Genomic DNA, 19,702 nt, shown 5'->3' with positions numbered 1-19,702 from the left:
CCAGCGCCATGGCCCGGGCATCGGACAGATCGGCGCCGGGCCCCTGCACCGAAGAGCGCAGAGACCCGACCGCAGGCGCCGCTACACGGGACTGAAAGCCTCCGCCGCCGCTGCCGTGTTCAACGCTTCCCGAAGCAGCTTGATCTTCCCGCCCTCGGCGATCAGCACGCCCGCGTAGGTCTGCCGGTAGGGTTTTCCGGAAGCGGCCACCGTTGCATCCACGTCGTACTCGGCGAAGGTCCGGTCCGGTGTCTCGATCCAGAACCGGATGTCGTTGAACGCGAACTCGGGAACCTTGGCAAGCAGCCCGGACACAAGGTTGCGGATCGCTTCCGGCCCTTGCGCGCGGACCTGAATCCAGGGCAGTTCCAGGACACCGTCCGGTGCGAACAGGCCGGCAGCAGTCTCCGGCGAGCGGATGTTCTCGAGGTAGGCGCGCAGCAGTTCGGGTGCGGATTTCATGGTGTGCTCTCCGGCTGCGGGTTCAGACCTGGGCCTGCCCGCCGTCGGCGAACAGCTCCACACCGTTGACGAAAGCCGAGTCGTCCGAAGCCAGGAAGACCGCAGCCTTGGCGATGTCCTCGGGCTGCCCCATGCGGCCCAGCGGCACCTGGGTCGTGAGGTAGTCGAGCAAACCCTTCTGCTGCTCTGCATCCGGTCCGGCGAGCTCCACCAGGCCCGGCGTGTGAACGGGACCGGGCGACAGCGTGTTGACGCGGATTGCGCGGCCCTTGAGGTCGAGGATCCAGCTGCGCGCCAGGTTGCGCACCGCGGCCTTGGTCGCGCTGTAGATGCTGAAGTTGGCGGTGCCGAGCACGCTGGTCGTGGAGCCGGCAAGAATGACCGAGGCGCCGGCCTTGGCCTTGTCCAGCAGCGGCAGCGCCTTCTGCACGGTGAACACGACGCCCTTCACATTGCGATCGAAGGTTTCGTCGAAGTGTTCTTCGGTGATGCTGCCCAGAGGCAGCATGCCGCCGCCGCCCGCGTTGGCGTAGAGAACGTCCAGGCGTCCCTGTTCGGCCTCGACCTGGGCATACAGCCGATCGAGGTCGCCCAGCTTGCTGGAGTCGGCCTGCACGCCGATTGCTGCGAATCCGATGGCCGCCACGGCAGCGTCCAGCTCGGCCTTGCGGCGGCCCGTGATGTAGACGGTGGCGCCTTCCGCGGCAAATGCCTTTGCTGCTGCAAAGCCGATACCGGTGGTTGCGCCGGTGACAACGGCAACTTTGCCTGCGAGCTTCTGAGCCATTTCTTTCTCCTGAGGTGTTTCGATGCCTCAAGGTTAAGCCGTTCATGCATGTGAATAAACAGCGAATCAGCTAGAACATAATTCCTGTACATGAACAATGAGGTTGCGCCGTGGATCAACTGCTGGCCCTGAAGGTCTTCGTTCGCATCGCCGAGACCAACGCCTTTTCTCGCGCCGCGGACGCGATGAACGTCCCGCGTCCGACAGTGACGAAGCTCATCCAGGACCTGGAGCATCACCTCGGCGTGCGACTGCTCCAGCGCACCACGAGAAAGGTCAGCGTCACGGCCGACGGGTCTGCCTACTACGAGCGCGCGAAGCGGCTCATTGCCGAGCTGGAAGACATGGACCAGCTGGCCAGCGGAGCCCGATCGCAACTGCGAGGGCGGCTGCGGGTGGATGTCGGCTCGGTGCTGGCCAATCGCATCCTCATTCCGGCCCTGGGGCATTTCCGCGATCTTTACCCGGACCTTCAGCTGGAACTCGGGGTGAGCGACCGGCCGGCCGACCTGATCGGCGAAGGCGTCGACTGCGCGATCAGGGGTGGCGAGATGCCTGATTCATCCATGGTGGCCCGGCATCTTGCGCATCTGGAATGGGTGACGTGTGCATCGAGCGCCTACATCGCCGCGAGAGGCATCCCGGAGCACCCTGACGACCTGCTGTCCGTGACCGGCGAAGGGCAGGGGGGCCGGCACACGATTTCCGGCTACTTCTCGTCATTGACCGGCCGCGCCTTCTCGCTCGAATTCAACCGGCACGGGGAGCGGGTCGCGGTCAAGCCAGGCGATGGCACGTCGTTCAACGAGAGCACGGCGCACGTCAACGCGCTGCTTCACGGGCTGGGGGTGGGACAGACCTTCCGCTTTGCGGTGGCGCCGTTTCTTGGTGATGGCAGCCTGGTGGAGATATTGCCGGACTGGAGCCGGCCTGCTCACACCATACGGCTGGTGTACCCGAGCAATCGGCAGCTGAGTGCCAAGATCCGGGCGTTCGCAGACTGGGCCGTGGCGGTGTTTGCGCCTTTCGACTCGAGGCCCAGGGTGGATGGCGAGTGATGCATCGACCTGCCTTTCGCCATGGCGAAGCAAGGCCGCGCGATGGCGCGCTGTGCCCGACAGGAACGCGACCTTGGGGCCTTTTCGCGACGCCGGTGCGACCGACTACAGTCGTCGCAACCGGTCAGCCGCTGCTCTGTCGGCGGTGACCGCTTCAGCTCGATGGCAGACCCGTGGTCCTCACCACGGACAGCGTCAAGCACTAGCCTGAGAATAATCAAATGATGGATTGGGTCCCTGTAGTCTTCGTCACGTTCAAGGTCCTCGTGTTCGGCACGGGCATGTTCTTCGCCATCAAGTGGCACTATGAAAAAGGGAAGAAGGGGAAGGAAGGGAAGGAGAAGCAGAACGCGGTGCTGCGCGCGAGCGGCAAGGTGGCCGCCGTCTTCCTGCTGCTGCTTCTGGGCCTCTCGCTGCTCACCTTCGGCCTCGTCAGGATGCTTGGCTTGGACTTGACCTTCTCATGACGGCAGGGAGCAGCCCGTCGAAATCCGGTCGGGCGACCGCATTCCCGTGCGGCTCCAACCGGCCATTGGATGCCGGGCTCCGACCTCCAGCAACGGATTCGTCAAGGGCATGCCGCGACCCTCAGGTCTCTGAGAAGGGCCGTCGCGCAGGCAGCTGCGCCACATGGGCACGCGAAAACTGCACGCCCTTGCGGCAAGCCTCGACGTCGCAGCCGAGGCTGCGCAAGCCCATGCCCACCGCCGCATCGATGTAGCGCTCCGGCTCGGCCACGCCACGGCGCACGGCCTGGATCGTGCCGGCGGAGGCACCCTTCAGAAAATCCGTTGCGGCCTCGACGTTGTCGATCTCGAACTGGCCCTCGTCGAGCCCTTTCTGCAGGTCGGCGGACATGTACTTGTCGACCAGCGAACCATGGGGCCAGACATCCATGCGGATCAGGAATTCGGTGCGCTTCGGGTCTTCGAGCGAGCGCACGAGGTACAGCCGGAAGCCGACCGAAAAGCGTTGCCACGGCTCCTTCAGGAAATCGTAGAACGGCAGGATGCCGATCATGAGTTCGTCGCTGACCGCGATGCCGGCCGCCACCACGGCTTCGTCCAGCGACTCGAAGTAGCGATAGAACGTGCCGTGCGAAATGTCCGCTGCGCGGGCGATGTCCTCGATGCCGGGCGTGGCGCTGACCCTGCCGGTGAAGGCGCGCGCGGTGGCTTCGAGGATGCGCGCGCGCATCAGCGCGCGGCGCTTCTCGGCCACTTCGGGGCGGTGATCGGGGCGATGGTCGAAGCCTTCCATCGGGCGAATATAGGACCTCGCCATGGCGCGCGCCAAGCGTGCGAACACGAGGCATGCGCCTCCTCAAGCTGACGTTTCGTCATTGGCAGGTAGGGAATGGGATGTGGCTGGCGTTGCGGGCCGGCGCTAAATTTCTTCCATCGATGCGCATCGATGCAACCGGCCCCACAGGGCTTCGGCCCTGCCGGCCCCATCCATCGTCATTCGAGGAAATCCCATGTCCCCCACCGCAACAGCTTCCGTCGTCACCCGTCTCACGCCCCGCAGGCCGCCGGCCGTGCAGGTCGACGAATGGGTCAAGCCGAACCGCGAGATCATCGAACGCGCCACGCGGCTCGTGCCGCTGATCCGCGAACACGCCGCCCGCACCTCCGAAGAGCGCCAGGTCGTGCCCGAGGTGATGAAGGCCCTCGAGGAGGCGGGCCTGTTCAGGCTGCTGGTGCCCAAGCGCTATGGCGGCCTGGGCACCAACCTGCGCACGATGATGGAGACCGTGGCCGAAGTGGGCCGCGGCGACGGCTCGACCTCGTGGGCCGTGGCCCTGCTGAACGTGTGCACCTGGTTCGCCACCACCTATTCGCAGCAGGCGCAGGACGAAGTCTTCGGCGCCAACCCGAACGCCAGGTGCTGCGGCATCTTCACGCCCGGCAGCAAGGCCGAGCGTGTCGAAGGCGGCTACATGGTGAGCGGACGCTGGGGCTACGCGTCGGGCTCGTTCGCGGCCGACTGGGGCACGCTGGGCCTGTTCCTGCCGGACGGCAACGGTGGGTTCACGCCGGCGCTCGGCCTCATTCCGGCCACGGCCTGGACCATCGAGGACACCTGGTTCGTCACCGGCATGAAGGGCTCGGGCAGCAACACGATCGTGGTCGTCGACCACTTCGTGCCGGACCATCGCATCCAGACCTTCGCGAACCTGATGGAGGCGAAGTTCGCGACGCCGCACCAGGACACCGAGCCGCTCGCCAACATGGTGTTCGTGCCGGTGGCGGCGCTGGTGCTGGTGGGCGCGCAGCTCGGCCTGGGCCGCGCGATGATGGACCTCACGCTGGAGCGCCTGCCGAACAAGCCCGTGGCCTACACCACGTATGCGCAGTCGAAGAACTCGCCCACGCACCAGCTCGCCGCCGCATCGGCGGCCATCAAGATCGACATGGCCTACCTGCTGATGCAGCGCGCCTGCGAGGACATCGACGGCGCGGCGGCGCGCGGCGAGGTGATGTCGCTGCTGCAGCGCGGGCGGGTGCGCAACGACACCGGCCACATCTTCGCGCTCGTCAAGGAGGCCTTCGACATCCTCATGACGGCCAACGGCGCAGGCTCCTTTGCCGAGCCCAACCTCATGAACAAGCTGTGGCGCGACAGCGAGATCGCCGGACGCCACGCCTATGTCACCACCGAGGTCGGCAAAGAAGCCTATGGGCGCCTGCTGCTCGGCGCGGACGGCGGCATTCCGCTGGTGGCGCTGTGACCGCCGCCGCGATCGCATGGCCGACCGCCGGCGGCAGCGACTTCAGGGCCGCCATGCGCCGGCTGGCGGCCGGCGTGTGCGTGATCACCACCGTCGACGAGGGCCGCTATCTCGGCTGCACGGCGACGGCGGTGACGTCGGTGTCGGCCGAGCCGCCGATATTGCTGGTGTGCCTGAACCGCAACTCGCGCACGCACGCGGCCGTGTTGCGCGCGGGATTCTTCGGTGTGAGCGTGCTGGCGGCGGAAGATGCGCAGCTCGCGCGCGACTTCGCGGGCATGGGCAGGGTGCCCGACCGCTTCTGGGATGACGGCTGGACCACGCTGCATTCGGGCGCACCGGTGCTCAGCAACCGCGCCGCCGCATTCGACTGCCGGGTGACGCAGTCCAGTGGCGTGGCGTCGCACACGGTGATCTTCGGCGAGGTGGCGTGGGCACGGCATCAGGCGGGGAGCCTGCTGGTGTATGCGGAAGGGAACTTTGCGCGGTTGTCCGCGCATTGATGCGGGCTTGTTGCGCGCCGGGCAACCCGCAGTTCGAGCGTGCAGGCAGCGTGATCACACGCCGGTGATCGTGGCGTCACGGTCTGGCCGCGCGCCGCACCCGGCGCCTTGCTGCATCGCCGCCGCAATGGATCGAAGGCGCTCGCCAGAGCATGGCGAGCGGCGAAGCAGACCCCTTCCGTAACGCTCCATCACCTGCGTGCCTGTGCCAGGCATTGCACTGACCCATTGGCGTGCCGGGAAAGCGACGGGCATGTTGATGCTGCATGCCCGCCAGGAGGGCGAACGGCATGCCAGCCGACATGCCGTAGACCATAAGTCGTATCTGCGATCGAGGCGGACAAAGTTGTCACGCCGAGGTGACACGTCGCGTTGATCGTGAGCGAACTTCCTTTGATTGCACGCGCAGCCCCGTAGCTGAAAGAACTAGCGGTGCGCCAAAAATTGTCGGCCTTGGCGCGCGTTCAGCGGCGAGCTGCCCCGGTCTGTACTTTGCTTGCGCATGAGATCGACCGGAGCGATGCGGTCGAACGACGGCGGATCGGCCTGTCGTTTGAACTTGCGAATCTTCTTCCGCCTGTAAGAGCGTCCCGACGCGCAGTTTGCGCCGTCGTGGTTCTGATGGATGTGAACTGCGGATGAAGCGCCGGGGTGCCGACTGAGGGGTCGGCTGTGCAGTCTCATTGATAAAAAAGAGGAAAGTCCCATGAACAGAAAGCCGCGCGTGCACCGCTCCCATCTGGAGCGATTGCGCGCTGTGTTGACGCGAGGATTGCCGGTCGCCGTTGCGTTGCTCGTGGCCGCATGTGGCGGTGGCGGTGGCGGTGGCGGCGGTGATGCGGGCGTCGGTGGCGTCGGCCTCGGGAGTGCCGGTGCCAGCAAGTCCGAACCCGGTGGTGCCGGTGCCAGCGTTCCCGGTGCCGAGAGCGACAGCGTGCGGCGGGGCAGCGACGGTGTGGCCGGAGCCGTTGCAGTCGATGGCGCCGCAGGCGACGAGCCTGCGCTTGCCGTTGCCGTTGCCGTTGCCGATGGCATGCCGATGCGCATGCTCGCGAGAAAGGCTGCACTGGAAACCGCACTGACCCCGGTAGGCGCCAAAGCGAGTTCGCAAGAGCGCGGCGACCTCGGCGCTGCAGCGGCCATCGACCACGACGCGAACACGCGCTGGAGCAGCACCTTCACCGACAACGCGGACCTCACGCTGGATTTCGGGAAGACCGAACTCATCACCCGCGTGCGCATCGACTGGGAGAACGCGCACGCGAGCCGATACCTCTTGCAGGTGTCCAACGACGAAGCGAGCTGGACCACCATCCGCGCGGTCGACAACAGCCAGGGCGGCACCGAAGACCTGGGCGATCTCGCGGGGCAGGGCCGCTACCTGCGCATGCAGGGTGTCAAGCGGTCGTCGCAGTATGGCTACTCGATCTTCGAGATCCAGGCCTTTGCCGGCACGCGCGCCGAGCCACCGCCCGAGCCTGCGCAGCCTCCCGCACCTGTCGACCCCGCCAAGCCGGGTACACCCGTCGTGCCGGTGTCGGCGACCTCTTCCGCATTGGAAAACCCGGGACTTCCGGCGACCATGGCGATCGACGGCAAGCTCAACACCCGATGGGCCAGCAGGTTCGAGGACGGGGCATGGATCCAGTTCGACTTCGGCGTGAAGACACAGGTCGGCTACATGCGCCTGCTGTGGGAGAACTCCTATGGCAAGGAGTACGCGCTGCTGGTGTCCGACGACGAAAAGAACTGGACGCAGGTGCGCTACGTGTCCAACGGGCGCGGGGGCACCGAGGAGTTCTTCAACCTCGGAATCGATGCGCGCTATGTCCGCCTGCAGGGCGTCGCCCGGGCAACGCAGTATGGGTACTCGCTGTTCGAGGTCGACTTCAAGAAGCCGGGCAGCGACAACACGCTGCCGAGCAGCCTGACATCGGCGTTGAAGTTTCCGGCCAACGGCAGCGGGCTCGTTCCGTTGCCTGCCTCGGCCCAGCCGCTGGAAACGCTTCAGTTCACGCTGCCCGACGGTTCGCTGGTCACCCGGTTCGGCGCGCGCGGCCTGGCCCGCCATGGCCGCGAGCGGGGCGCGGAATGGAATGAGATCGGCTATGGGCCCAACGAAACGGTCGATCCGGTCACGGGCGCGCCGCTCGACGGCTCGCCGGGCAACTACCTGACCTTCGTTTCGCAGTACTTCAAGAACCGCACCTGGGGTGTGGAGATCATCGACAACAGCCGCGTGCCGGGCGTGACCAAGCCGACGCTGATCGTCAACCAGTACACCACGGTGGACTTCCTGAGCGGTGGCGTCGCGTTCTTTCGCGCGTTCGATCGCCCCGGTGTCACGGGCTACGGCTGGATGGCACCGGGCGAACTCGTGGACCGCAACGTTCCCGTGTGCAAGCCCGTGGCATATCCGCCGAATGCCGCGCTGACCACGCCCACCGGCATCAACAATGCCTGCACCTTGCTGGTCAAGGACTATCCCGGGCACGGCGACCTGGATGCCAACGGCTTCCCGAACGGCAAGACCATTCCTGCGCGTCCGCTCGTCGTCGGCGACGTCATCGAAGTTTCGCCCTCCATGTTCTCCACCACCGAGGCCATGGCGGCCAAGGGCGACACCGGCGGCATCCGCTACTACTCGTACGAATGGATCTATGTCGTGGGCAAGGGCCTGCAGCCCTGGTACGGCGTTCAGCCGCGCCTCAACTCGGTACCGCTGCCGGACGAGACGCTGTCGGGTGGCCTGGGCTCGGTGTCCTACAACTACTCGAACAACGGGCAGTTCATGTTCCAGCAGCCTCACAACAACATCGGCATGCAGAACATGCAGCGTTTCGTCGAAGGCCGCCGTCTGATCCACACGAATTTCACGACCGGCGATCACAACGAACCCGGCAACGACCGCTACCTGCCTGCGGTCGGTCTGCAGGGGCAGCGTTTCAACCAGTCGGCCTGTATCGGCTGCCACGTCAACAATGGCCGCAGCACGGCGCCGTCGTCGTTGAACCTGCGGCTCGACACCATGTCCGTACGGGTGGCGAAGGTCGACGAGGCCGGGCAGCAGACACCTCATCCGGTGTACGGCACGGCGGTACAGATGAACGTGCTGTCGACAACCGGAACGCCGCAGGACTGGGGCACCAGCGTCCGGGTCGGGAAATTCGAGACCAGCGTCGTGAAGCTCGCGGACGGCACGGCGGTCGAATTGCGCAAGCCCGTGCTCGCATTCGAAGGCCCGACGCCGGAGATTTCATCGTTGCGGGCTGCGCAGCCCATGGTGGGACTCGGATTGCTCGAAGCCATACCGGAGGCCGACATCCTGTCGCGCGTGAGATCGAATCCGGACGAGGACGGCGTCAGGGGCACGGCCAACTTCGTCTTCGATCCCGAAGCCGGCGCTGTCCGCCTCGGACGCTTCGGCTGGAAAGCCTCCAAGGCGACGCTGCGCCACCAGGCCGCCGATGCGCTGCTGCTGGACATGGCGGTGACTTCCCCGGTCTACCCCAACCTCAGTTGCAGCACCGACCGCGCCGGCTGCGCCTCCGCCGGCGTGCGCAAAGGCATTTCCGAGTCGGACCTGAAGTCCATGTCCAACTACCTTGCACTGCTGGCCGTGCCCGCGCAACGCAGCCTGGCGAGTGGATTCCCCAAGGGTGTGGCGCCATTGCAGGAGCACCGGATCGATCCGCAACAGGTGAGCGCCGGCGCAAGGCTCTTCCAGGGCATGCGATGCACCGCTTGCCACACTGCCGAGATGAAGACGGGTGCGGGCCATCTGTTCGCGGAGTTGCGCAGCCAGACCATCCGTCCGTATTCCGACCTGCTGTTGCACGACATGGGCCCCGGCCTCGCGGACAAGTTCGTCGAAGGCCAGGCGAAGGGCAGCATGTGGCGCACGGCGCCGTTGTGGGGGCTGGGCTATACCGAGAAGGTCGTGGGTGACAAGGCCAAGGCGGGATACCTGCACGACGGACGGGCACGCAACCTCACCGAGGCAATCCTGTGGCACGCAGGGGAAGCGGACCGCTCGCGGCAACGTTTCGAAGGCCTCTCCGCTGCCGATCGCGAAGCGCTTCTCGCGTTCCTGAAGTCGCTCTGAGCTTTCGATTGCGTTGAAAGCCGGGTCGGCCACCGAGGAAAGGTTTTCTTCGGTGGCCGATGACGCGCCGCGCGGCGTGTCCGGGACTCTTTGAATCGCGGAAGAAGCCCTCGAAACAGCGCACCATGGGTTGAGGTTCATCGGCAATGACGATGGGCCGATCGGTATCGAAGCCTGGACCGCGGGGCACGGCTGACAGCGGTAGACTGCGCGGCTTTTCTGTCTGTGCAGGAGTGATCCGCGATGACTATATTGGACGGCGGCCCCTACTTTCATGGCACGCGGGCAGACCTCAGGGTGGGCGATCTGCTCAAGGCCGGCTTCCGATCGAATTACGACACCCGCGTCGTGATGAACCACATCTACTTCACCGCCTGGCCCAAGGGCGCCGGACTGGCTGCGGAAATGGCGAAGGGCGACGGCCGTGGCCGCGTGTACATCGTCGAGCCCACTGGGGCCTACGAAGACGATCCCAACGTCACCGACAAGAAGTTCCCGGGCAACCCGACGCGCTCGTACCGGAGCAGGGAGCCGTTGCGAATCGTCGGCGAACTGGATACCTGGGAGCCCTTCGATCCGGATTACATCCGGCAGCTGAAGGAGCGTGTCAGCGCCGGCATGGGAGAGATCCTCAACTGATCCCGATGGCTGGCCTCTCGCGGGGCCTCATCCTGCAGTTGCACGTGCACGTGCACGTGCGCGAGCGCACCGCGAGCCAGTCAGTGGGTTGAGTTGGCGAAGCACTCAGGGCCACGGTCTGGAACCGCATCCGGCCCCAACCAGCCATCGAGCTGGTCGCTTGAGTGAACCCCGAAGCCCCCGGTCGAGGGCAGGACTCGCCAGCTCAAGCGTTCCGCTGCCCGCCGGCTCGTTCCAGGTGCTCTACAAACCCGTCGAAGGCATCCAGCAGTGGCTGGAACCGCGCCGCAGCGCCTTCCAGTTGGCCCAGGGCGTAGCAGGTCGCCTCCAGGGTTGACAGTTGGTCGGGCTGATGGGCTTTGCGGATACGGTAGTGCGAAGGCGGCAGGTTGCGCAGCGCCAAGCGGGGCAACTGTTGCAATGGCGGGCTTTGGTGGAGCATCTTTCGACTTTTGCGCCAGGTGCCGTCCAGCACGATGAGGCGCAGGCCCGACCGGGCTGGCGGCCCCTCCGGCGGTAGCGGGGTTGGAACCCGCAGGTCCGGTGCGGAATGCTCCAGGCTGTCCGGGTACAGCAGCAGCGTTCGCTTGCCGTCCACCGGCCAGACCGGCGCTGCAAATGCCTCACCCACCACCACGCGGCAGTGCGCCAGGCTCAGGTGCAGCAGTCGGGCACTGCCCTTGGCCTGATGGACTTCCAGCGGGTGCTGCAGCACCAGCACCTCCACCGCGTGGGCGGTGGGCGCGACCCAGCGGCAGATGCAGGCGCTGAGCGGGCGCAGGCAAGTGTTGCACTGGGGGCGTGGGATGGAAGCGGCGGACATGGCTACACGATGCGTGGAAGGGATGTCTATCACCTTTGGCGCGACGACCGGCAGGTTTGGACCTTGAGGGAATGCAATTCCGGCGTCACCGGATGAACTTGACGTAGATAAGCTCAGGGTCATCCTCGTCAAGGTTCTCGATCACGCCGCTGCGTTGAAAGCCCGCCTTCAGGATGAGCTTCTGGGATGGCAGGTTGGAGAGGTTGGCCGAGGTGAAGAGCTTCGGCGATCTGCACACGGCTTCGGCGGCCGAAAGGAGCTTCAACCCCACTCCTGTGCGGCGATGCGCGGGTGAGACGACCACAACAGAAATGAAACCGTGCCCGAAGAAGTCGTGCGTGAGCACGACATAGCCGAGCACGCGACCCTCATCGGTTGCAATCAGGCAGCGTTCCTGGGCGACCGAAGCAACGATGAATCGAACCCGGTCACGGTTCGAATGCGCATACACGTCGCACTCGCGAATGGCTTGCACATCGTCTGCAACTGCTTGGCGAACTTGCATCGATACCTTCACCGCTGCTTGGGCACGCGCCGAAGTTCGGCGGGCTCGATGCCGCTGCCGACCTCCTTGCCTGTCTTCGACGACGTGACCGTCCAGCACTTGAGTGGGTGATTTTTCAGGCATCCGGCTTCAGCAGAAGTATCTGCGGCTTCGACGGGGAACATCCAGCTTGGGCTCATCCGAGGATTGTCCCTGTTGAGGCACGTCACTCGAAACGCCGAACAGGCAGCCAGCCACGCGCGACTTAGAATTCTCTGGCGCATGCGTGGGTGTCTCGGCCCGCTGCGAGTTTCTGATTCCCGGGGCCATGTAGAGGAACACCATGTACAAAAACCTCGTGGGCCGCGCCGTTCTGGCGTGGGCGACCACCTGTTTTTTCAGTCTTTCATCCACCGCTTTCGCGCAGAGCCCGCCTTCCCAGGCGCCGCTGAAGATCGGCTTCGTGTACGTCACGCCGGTCACCGACGCCGGCTGGGTCCGCCAGCACGAGGAGGCCCGCAAGGCCGTCGACGCAGTACTCGGCGCGCGCGTGAAGACCACCTATGTCGAGAACGTGGCCGAGGGTGCCGATGCCGAGCGCGTCATCCGCGACCTTGCGCAGCAGGGCAACAAGCTCATCTTCACGCCCAGCTTCGGCTACATGGAGCCGACGCTGAAGGTGGCGAAGGACTTCCCCGACGTGAAGTTCGAATCTGTCACCGGCTACAAGACCGCGCCCAACGTCGCGACCTCCAACGCGCGCTACTACGAGGGCCGCTACCTCGCGGGCATCGCTGCCGGCCGCATGACGAAGACCGGCGTGGCAGGCTATGTCGCGGGCTTTCCGATTCCCGAGGTGCTGCAGGGCATCAACGCGTTCACGCTCGGCATGCGTTCGGTGAATCCGGCTGCGAAGGTCAAGGTGGTGTGGCTCAACGAATGGTTCGATCCACCGAAGGAGCGCGACGCGGCGATGGCGCTGTTCAACCAGAACGCCGACGTGGTCGCGTTCCACACCGGTTCCACTGCCGTGATGGCCGCGGCGCAGGAGCGTGGAAAGATGGCCATTGCCTACCACTCCGACATGCGCAGGATCGCGCCCGACGCGCAACTGGTGGCGGTCACGCACCAGTGGGGCGGCTACTACACCCAGCGCGCGAAGGCGGTGCTCGACGGCACCTGGAAGAGCGGCAACGTCTGGGGCGGCGTGAAGGAAGGGATGATTCGCGTGGGCGACTTCGGCACCAAGGTGCCCAAGGCGGTGCAGGACGAAGTGCTTGCGCGGCAGAACGACATCGCGGCCGGCAAGCTGCAGCCGTTTCGCGCCGTGGCCGCCGATGTGCGTGACAACGAAGGCCATGTCGTGATCGCGAAGGGCACGCAGTTGGGCGACGAGCAGATCCTCAAGATGAACTGGCTGGTCGAGGGCGTGCAGGGGCGGGCGGGCCGCTAGCCGTCCCGGCCGCGCAGCGTCACCGGGCCCGTCGTGTCGGGCGACTGCGGGCGGCACCTGCGTTGCCGCTCGTTCCGCGCAGGCGCCCGAGCGACAGGTACGCGCCCGAGCCCAGCACGACGATCGCGATCAGGTCGAGCAGGGCCCAGAGGATCTTCAGCGGCAATCCGCCGTAGTCCCCAAAGTGCAAGGGCCTCGCCAGCTGAAGCGCGCGCAGGTAAGCGGGCATTGGCGCCACGGCGGTGAGGGCGCCGGTGCGCGCATCGACGAGCGCCGCCGTGAACAGCCGATGGGTCAGCGGCGTGTTGCCGTTGGTCCAGATGAGGAAGTGGTGCGGGTTCGAGAACGACTGGCTCGGAAAGATCACGCTCGTGACATTGCGTCCCGGCAACGCGGCCTGCACCGTGCGCATGGCCGCTTCGGCCGATCCCGGAGAGAGCACCGGGGGCTGGCCCTTCCATGCCTGCAGCATCTCGCTCATGCCGGTGCGGCGCCAGTGGGCCGACAACGGCCTCGACAGCTCGTTGAGCACGCCGGTGAGCGCCACCACCAGCGCCCAGACCGCGATCGAGATGCCGAGCAGGTTGTGCAGGTCGAGCCAGCGCACGCGCCGTGTGCAATGGCGCACCGCACCGAAGTCGAGCTTGCGCAGGTAGGGGCCTTAGATGGCCACGCCGGAGATCACCGACAGTGCGAACACCGCGCCCACCACCGCCAGGACCCATTCGCCCGCCGGCCCGGCGGCCAGCTCGGTATGCAGGCGCGAGATCCACGCCATGGCCGTTCCGGTGCGCGGGCCCGGCGCCGGCGCATCGGCGACCACGGCTGCACTGCGCATGTCGAACTCGACGCGGTGGTCGCGGCTGCGGTCGGGGCTGTCGGCCGGTGCCATCACGACCTTGGCGCGCGGCTCGTCGTCGTCGATGAAGACGAAGCGCACGACCTCCGCGGGATAGCGCCGGCGTGCGCTCTCGACGATGGTGTCGATGCTGGCGCGCCGTCCGTCGAGTGCGGCCGGCACGACCGGCAGCGGCACGGCGGCCGCGTCCTCGAGCTCGTGCGAGAAGATCAGCGGCAGGCCCGTCAGGGCACAGCAGGAGCAGGAAGAGGGTGCTTGCCAGCCGAGCCTGCGCCGCAGCCAGTCGTGGTGAGCGCCATAAAGCGCCTCGATATCGGAAGATGCTGCGCGGTCCAGGGCGCTCACGGTCAGGGCGGAACCACCCCTGAGGTGGATCTGGAGAATAAGAATTGCTCTCACTATCTCCAAAAGCGCAACCGGATGCTCTCGCTGCCGTGCGGCTCGTCGCGGCATGGAAATCGCCGCGGGCGTTGCGGCGACGGCTCCCTGTTTCTCGGAAGTGGAGAAGCCAGTCAGTTCCGGAACCAGATCCGCAGCGTCACGTAGATCGCATAGCCGAGCCCGAGGACCATCCACAGCAGGAAGAACATGTTGGACCAGTAGTCGCCGGCGTTCTCGGCCAAGGTGTAGAGCTGTCCGTGGCAAGCCTTGCCGAGGCACGAGATCTCCCTGCGGATCGCTGCGCGAAGCAGCGCGAACAAAAGGCAGCAGGTGATGACGGCGGTCATCACGAGTCCGAACGGCCCCAGCGGCCCCTTGGTCAGTTCGTCGTTTTCGTCGCGATGGCCTTTGCGCAGCAGTCGCTGTCCGTACATGTACCAGGCAATTCCGAGCAGGAGCATCAGCGAGTAGTAGAGGAAATCGCGCATTTCTCTTTCTTGCTTGGTGTGAGGGAGCGTTCTCGTCGCCCGGGATGGTATCTGTCGCGTGATCCGGCATGGAAGCCAGGCTCTGCCGTGCGCCGGCATCGCCGGTCGCGCGTGGCTCGGCAGACGGCCCCCACCGAAACGCCGAGGGGGCGTCCGGCGTATAGCACTCATATGCGCATGGAAATCGCGGGCCGGCAGGGCTGGATTACCCTCCGCATCCACGATGAAAAAAGCCTACCGCGCCTCCCTCCTGCGATTCGACGCCGCCGGCCAGCCCGTTTTCGACGAAGACGGCCTGCTGGTGATCGCCCCCGACAGCACCGGCCGCCAGCGCGTGCTCGACGCCGGCAGCCATGCCGCCGTCGCCCCACGACATGCCGACGCCGACGTGACGCACCTGCCGGGGCGCATCCTCGCGCCGGGCTTCGTGGACATGCACATCCACTTTCCGCAGACCGACATCATCGGTTCGCCCTCGCCGGGCCTGCTGCCCTGGCTCGAGAACTACACCTTTCCGGCCGAGAGCAGGTTCGTCGATCCCGCGCACTCCAACGAAGTGGCCGACGTGTTCTTCGACGAACTGCTGCGTAACGGCGTGACCACCTCGCTGACCTTCGCGACCTCGCACGTGGCCTCGGTCGATGCCTTCTTCGAGGGCGCGCAGCGCCGCGGCCTGCGCATGATCACCGGCAAGGTGCTGCAGGACCGCCACTCGCCCGACGGCGTGCGCGACCAGACCGAGCAGAGCCTGATCGACACCGAGGCGCTCATCCGCAAGTGGCACAACGTCGACCGGCTGGGCTATGCGATCACGCCGCGCTTCGCGCCTGCGAGCACCGATGCGCAGATGCGCGGCGCGGGTGAACTGGCCGCCAGGTACGCCGACACCTGGATCCAGTCGCACGTGGCGGAGAACCGCGACGAGGTGGCGTGGGTGCGCGAGCTGTACCCGCAATCGCGTTCGTACCTCGACGTGTACGCCGGCTTCGGCCTGATGCGCGAACGCGCGGTGTACGCGCACTGCATCTACCTCGACGACACCGACCGTGCCCTGCTGCGCGATACGAAGACGGCCGCCGCCGTCAGTCCGACCAGCAACCTGTTCCTGGGCAGCGGCTTCTTCGATTTCGGCGCGGCCGACCGCGTGGGCTACCCCTACGGGCTGGCCAGCGACGTGGGCGGCGGCACCAGCTTCAGCCCGTTCCACACCATGATGGCCGCGTACTACGTGGGCCGCGAGGGGCAGACCAAGGCCGGCCTGAGCATCGCGCCCTCCGAGCTCTGGTGGCGCCACACCGGCGGCGCCGCGCGCGCGCTGGGGCTCGACGGCGTGGTCGGCAACCTGCAGCCGGGCTGCGAGGCCGACTTCCTGGTGCTGAACCCTGCGGCCACGCCGCTGCTGGCACGCAAGACCCGGCTGGCGAACACACTGGAAGAAATGCTGTTCGCGATGATCGTGCTGGGCGACGACCGGCTGGTCGAGCGCACGGTGATCTCGCAGGCCGGCTGAGGCCCGGGAGGGCGAACCGGCCCATGCCACAATCGCCGACCCAGCGAGCGCGGCGACACCTTTTGCAGGAACACCGCGGAACCGGCTTTCCGGGCCGCTGGTGTTGTCCCCTCGAGGGGGTTGGCGTCGCGACACGAAGTGCGCGAAGACTGGGGTGTTTTCAATGTCTATCAAGAGCGACAAATGGATTCGGCGCATGGCCGAGAACGAAGGAATGATCGAGCCCTTCGAACCGGGCCAGGTGCGCGAATCCTCGGGTCACAAGATCATCAGCTACGGCACCTCGAGCTACGGCTACGACATCCGGTGCGCACCCGAATTCAAGGTCTTCACCAACATCCACAGCACGGTCGTCGACCCGAAGAACTTCGACGAGAAGAGCTTCGTCGACATGCACGGCGACTACTGCATCATTCCGCCGAACAGCTTCGCGCTGGCGCGCACCGTCGAGTACTTCCGCATCCCGCGCAACGTGCTGACCATCTGCCTGGGCAAGAGCACCTATGCGCGCTGCGGCATCATCGTCAACGTGACGCCCTTCGAGCCCGAATGGGAAGGCTACGTGACGCTGGAGTTCAGCAACACCACACCGCTGCCCGCCAAGATCTATGCGGGCGAAGGCTGTGCGCAGGTGCTGTTCTTCGAGAGCGACGAAGTCTGCGAAACCAGCTACAAGGATCGCGGCGGCAAGTACCAGGGCCAGCGCGGCGTCACCCTGCCGAAGACCTGACCGCCTCCAGACTGCGCGCATTCGTGCTGCTGCGGTCCCTCTGAACGGGGGCGATGCCTGCGGCCTGGCAAGGCCGCTTCCGCGGCATCTCTGGCATACCCGCTTACAGAAGCGTGCGGCTTCCGAAGTACCATCCTGCGACCACCGGCAACTCTTCCTCCAACGGCCGGCAAGGAGAGCGCGATGAGATGGGAAGGCAACGAACAATCTGACAACGTCGAAGACCGCCGCGGCGAAGGTGGCGGCGGGGGCGGTGGCTTCATCGGCGGCCGCGGCATCGGCATCGGCACCATCGCGGTCGCGCTGATCGCAGGCTGGATCTTCGGCATCAATCCTCTCACCGTGCTCAGCCTGCTGAGCGGTGGCGGCGGCCCCGCGCAGGTTCAGCAGCAACAGCAAGGGCCGGCGCCCAGGCCACCGTCGAACGATCGCGAGGCGGCATTCGTCTCGACCGTGCTCAGGAACACCGAAGTGGTGTGGACGGACATCTTCAGGCAGAACGGCGGCACGTACCACGCACCGCGGCTGGTGCTGTTCCGCGGCGCGACGCCCACGGCCTGTGGCACCGGGCAGTCGGCCATGGGGCCGTTCTACTGCCCCGGCGACCAGAAGGTCTACATCGACCTCGGCTTCTACGACACGCTCAAGAACCAGCTCGGCGCGCCCGGTGAATTCGCGCAGGCCTACGTCATCGCGCACGAGGTCGGCCATCACGTGCAGGACGAGCTCGGTATCACCGCCAAGGTCGACGGCATGCGCAATCGCCTGAGCCAGACGCAGAACAACGCCATGAGCGTCCGTGTCGAGCTGCAGGCCGACTGCTTCGCGGGCGTGTGGGCTCACCATTCGCAGGAATCGAAGAAGTGGCTCGATCCGGGCGACATCGAGGCTGCGATGAACGCCGCGCAGAAGATCGGCGACGACGCTTTGCAGCGTTCCGCGGGCCGCGCGGTGGTGCCCGACAGCTTCACCCACGGCTCGAGCGCGCAGCGCCAGCGGTGGTTCGGCGCGGGCTATCAGAGCGGCGACATCAAGGCCTGCGACACCTTCAACGCCCGCAGCCTCTGATTCGTGGCCTTGAATGGCGCATGAACAGTGCGTCGAGTGCTATTGAATAAATAGCAATTCCGCTGTCGCGGACGTTGTCACGCTGCGGTCACTGCCGTTTTTTGCGGCAGTGCGACAATAGCGGGCTCAATGACAAGCTCCTTCTCCAATCTAATGCTGGCGGAACCGCTGGCGCGCGCCGTGGCCGAAATGGGCTACGAGACCATGACACCGATCCAAGAGCAGGCCATTCCGGTCGTGCTTTCGGGCCAGGATGTGATGGGCGCCGCACAGACCGGCACCGGCAAGACGGCGGCGTTCTCGCTGCCGCTGCTCCAGCGCATGCTCAAGCACGAAAACGCCTCGACCTCGCCTGCGCGACATCCGGTCCGGGCTCTGGTGCTGCTGCCCACGCGTGAACTGGCCGACCAGGTCGCGCAGCAGATCAAGCTGTACGCCAAGTACACCAACCTGCGCAGTACCGTGGTGTTCGGCGGCATCGACATGAAGCCGCAGACGCTGGAGCTGAAGAAGGGGGTCGAAGTGCTGGTGGCCACCCCCGGCCGCCTGCTCGATCACATCGAAGCCAAGAACGCGGTGCTCAACCAGGTCGAGTATGTGGTGCTCGACGAAGCCGACCGCATGCTCGACATCGGCTTCCTGCCCGACCTGCAGCGCATCCTGAGCTACCTGCCCAAGCAGCGCACCACGTTGCTGTTCTCGGCGACGTTCTCGCCCGAGATCAAGCGATTGGCCGGCAGCTATCTGCAGAATCCGGTCACCATCGAAGTGGCGCGGCCGAACGAGACGGCGTCGACCGTCGAGCAGCATTTCTACAGCGTGTCCGACGACGACAAGCGCCGTGCGCTCAAGCAGATCGTTCGCCAGCGCGGCATCACGCAGGCCTTCGTGTTCGTCAACAGCAAGCTCGGCTGCGCGCGTCTTGCGCGCTCGCTGGAGCGCGATGGTCTTCGCACCTCGGCGCTGCACGGCGACAAGAGCCAGGATGAGCGCCTGAAGTCGCTCGCCGCCTTCAAGGCCGGCGAAGTCGATCTGCTGGTGTGCACCGACGTCGCTGCCCGCGGCCTCGACATCAAGGACGTGCCCGCCGTCTTCAACTTCGACATTCCGTTCAATGCCGAGGACTACGTGCACCGCATCGGCCGCACCGGCCGTGCCGGCGCTTCGGGCCTGGCCGTGAGCTTCGCCAGCGGCGGCAACGATGCGCGCCTCGTGGCCGACATCGAGAAGCTGATCAAGAAGAAGATCGAGCTCGAGCCGGTCGAGTTCGAGGAAGACCGTCCGCGTGGCCGCATCAACGACGGACGCCGTCACTGGCGCGAAGAAGGCGAAGCCGGCGACGCACGCGACGTGCTCGACCAGCCGCGCGAACGCCGCGAAGCGGACGCCCGCCGCGGCGGTGGACGCCCGCATCGCGCGCCTGCCGCGCCGCGCGACCCGTTCTTCGACAAGCCCTACGAGCCGGGCGAGCCCGACACCACGCCCGCATGGGAGGCCGCCGCCAAGGCAACGCCGGCCCGTGGCATCTCGAGCAACATCAAGAGCAAGCGCAAGGTCGCGGCGCTGTTCAAGAGCGCCGAGCCGAGCTGAGCGTTCGACAAGGCGCAGCCCGTCTCCCATT

18 protein-coding genes and 1 pseudogene are annotated in these 19,702 nt (G+C 66.0%); 11 read left to right on the top strand and 8 right to left on the bottom strand.

Going from position 1 to position 19,702, the window contains the following annotated elements:
- Positions 1-81: 81 nt before the first annotated feature.
- Positions 82-462, bottom strand: a complete 381-nt coding sequence (locus AACL56_RS27015) for a nuclear transport factor 2 family protein (protein WP_339093059.1) — start codon at positions 460-462, stop codon at positions 82-84.
- 22 nt (positions 463-484) lie between these two features.
- Positions 485-1,249 carry an SDR family oxidoreductase gene (locus tag AACL56_RS27010; RefSeq protein ID WP_339093058.1) on the bottom strand — a complete coding sequence of 255 codons (765 nt, stop codon included), beginning with the start codon at positions 1,247-1,249 and terminating at the stop codon, positions 485-487.
- A gap of 110 nt (positions 1,250-1,359) precedes the next feature.
- Between AACL56_RS27010 and AACL56_RS27005 the strand changes: the two genes are divergently transcribed.
- Together AACL56_RS27005 and AACL56_RS27000 are read left to right on the top strand one after the other, a co-directional pair.
- A complete protein-coding gene (locus AACL56_RS27005) occupies positions 1,360-2,307 on the top strand; it encodes a LysR family transcriptional regulator (protein WP_339093057.1) in 948 nt (315 codons plus the stop codon).
- Between the two features lie 221 nt (positions 2,308-2,528).
- Entirely contained in the window at positions 2,529-2,774 is a 246-nt protein-coding gene (locus AACL56_RS27000; RefSeq protein ID WP_339093056.1) for a hypothetical protein, read from the top strand.
- A 121-nt stretch (positions 2,775-2,895) separates the two neighbouring features.
- Here AACL56_RS27000 and AACL56_RS26995 read toward each other — a convergent pair whose 3' ends face one another.
- Complete coding sequence (locus tag AACL56_RS26995; protein WP_339093055.1) at positions 2,896-3,567, bottom strand: TetR/AcrR family transcriptional regulator; 672 nt, start codon at positions 3,565-3,567, stop codon at positions 2,896-2,898.
- 217 nt (positions 3,568-3,784) lie between these two features.
- On the opposite strand from AACL56_RS26995, the gene AACL56_RS26990 reads away from it, so the two are divergent.
- From AACL56_RS26990 to arr, 4 genes are all read left to right on the top strand, one after another.
- Positions 3,785-5,038 (top strand): acyl-CoA dehydrogenase family protein, encoded by a 1,254-nt coding sequence (locus AACL56_RS26990; protein ID WP_339093053.1) that lies wholly within the window; start codon positions 3,785-3,787, stop codon positions 5,036-5,038.
- The gene (locus tag AACL56_RS26985; RefSeq protein ID WP_339093052.1) at positions 5,035-5,541 is read left to right on the top strand and encodes a flavin reductase family protein; all 507 of its coding nucleotides are present in this window, start codon (positions 5,035-5,037) and stop codon (positions 5,539-5,541) included. The genes AACL56_RS26990 and AACL56_RS26985 overlap by 4 nt, the downstream gene beginning before the upstream one ends.
- Before the next feature lie 1,033 nt (positions 5,542-6,574).
- Entirely contained in the window at positions 6,575-9,646 is a 3,072-nt protein-coding gene (locus AACL56_RS26980) for a di-heme oxidoredictase family protein (protein ID WP_339095239.1), read from the top strand.
- A 243-nt stretch (positions 9,647-9,889) separates the two neighbouring features.
- Positions 9,890-10,285, top strand: coding sequence for an NAD(+)--rifampin ADP-ribosyltransferase (gene arr, locus AACL56_RS26975; protein ID WP_339093051.1), 396 nt, complete (start codon positions 9,890-9,892; stop codon positions 10,283-10,285).
- 205 nt (positions 10,286-10,490) lie between these two features.
- Here the strand turns inward: arr and AACL56_RS26970 are convergent, their stop codons facing one another.
- The 3 genes from AACL56_RS26970 to AACL56_RS26960 form a co-directional block, all read right to left on the bottom strand.
- Positions 10,491-11,108 (bottom strand): tRNA-uridine aminocarboxypropyltransferase, encoded by a 618-nt coding sequence (locus AACL56_RS26970; protein ID WP_339093050.1) that lies wholly within the window; start codon positions 11,106-11,108, stop codon positions 10,491-10,493.
- 85 nt (positions 11,109-11,193) lie between these two features.
- On the bottom strand, positions 11,194-11,613 hold the full coding sequence (locus AACL56_RS26965; RefSeq protein ID WP_339093049.1) for a GNAT family N-acetyltransferase: 420 nt from the start codon (positions 11,611-11,613) through the stop codon (positions 11,194-11,196).
- An 8-nt stretch (positions 11,614-11,621) separates the two neighbouring features.
- Entirely contained in the window at positions 11,622-11,792 is a 171-nt protein-coding gene (locus AACL56_RS26960) for a hypothetical protein (RefSeq protein ID WP_339093048.1), read from the bottom strand.
- Between the two features lie 143 nt (positions 11,793-11,935).
- Here AACL56_RS26960 and AACL56_RS26955 point away from each other — a divergent pair, with 143 nt between their 5' ends.
- Positions 11,936-13,045, top strand: a complete 1,110-nt coding sequence (locus AACL56_RS26955) for a BMP family ABC transporter substrate-binding protein (protein WP_339093047.1) — start codon at positions 11,936-11,938, stop codon at positions 13,043-13,045.
- A gap of 19 nt (positions 13,046-13,064) precedes the next feature.
- Here AACL56_RS26955 and AACL56_RS26950 read toward each other — a convergent pair.
- Positions 13,065-14,249, bottom strand: a pseudogene (locus tag AACL56_RS26950) (PepSY-associated TM helix domain-containing protein).
- A 167-nt stretch (positions 14,250-14,416) separates the two neighbouring features.
- On the bottom strand, positions 14,417-14,773 hold the full coding sequence (locus tag AACL56_RS26945; RefSeq protein WP_339093046.1) for a hypothetical protein: 357 nt from the start codon (positions 14,771-14,773) through the stop codon (positions 14,417-14,419).
- Positions 14,774-14,996: 223 nt separating this feature from the next.
- On the opposite strand from AACL56_RS26945, the gene guaD reads away from it, so the two are divergent.
- The 4 genes from guaD (at position 14,997) to AACL56_RS26925 (ending at position 19,671) form a co-directional block, all read left to right on the top strand.
- Positions 14,997-16,283: a guanine deaminase gene (gene guaD / locus AACL56_RS26940; RefSeq protein ID WP_339093045.1), complete on the top strand. Its 1,287-nt coding sequence runs from the start codon at positions 14,997-14,999 to the stop codon at positions 16,281-16,283.
- A gap of 163 nt (positions 16,284-16,446) precedes the next feature.
- Complete coding sequence (gene dcd / locus AACL56_RS26935) at positions 16,447-17,013, top strand: dCTP deaminase (protein WP_056519644.1); 567 nt, start codon at positions 16,447-16,449, stop codon at positions 17,011-17,013.
- Between the two features lie 183 nt (positions 17,014-17,196).
- Positions 17,197-18,081, top strand: coding sequence for a KPN_02809 family neutral zinc metallopeptidase (gene ypfJ / locus AACL56_RS26930; protein WP_339093044.1), 885 nt, complete (start codon positions 17,197-17,199; stop codon positions 18,079-18,081).
- A gap of 129 nt (positions 18,082-18,210) precedes the next feature.
- The gene (locus AACL56_RS26925; RefSeq protein WP_339093043.1) at positions 18,211-19,671 is read left to right on the top strand and encodes a DEAD/DEAH box helicase; all 1,461 of its coding nucleotides are present in this window, start codon (positions 18,211-18,213) and stop codon (positions 19,669-19,671) included.
- Positions 19,672-19,702 lie beyond the last annotated feature (31 nt).

The sequence above is a fragment of the Variovorax paradoxus genome (genome assembly GCF_902712855.1).
Taxonomy (GTDB): domain Bacteria; phylum Pseudomonadota; class Gammaproteobacteria; order Burkholderiales; family Burkholderiaceae_C; genus Variovorax; species Variovorax paradoxus_Q.
The sequence above is the reverse complement of the archived record's forward strand: the minus strand, read 5'-3'. Positions and strand labels throughout refer to the sequence as shown.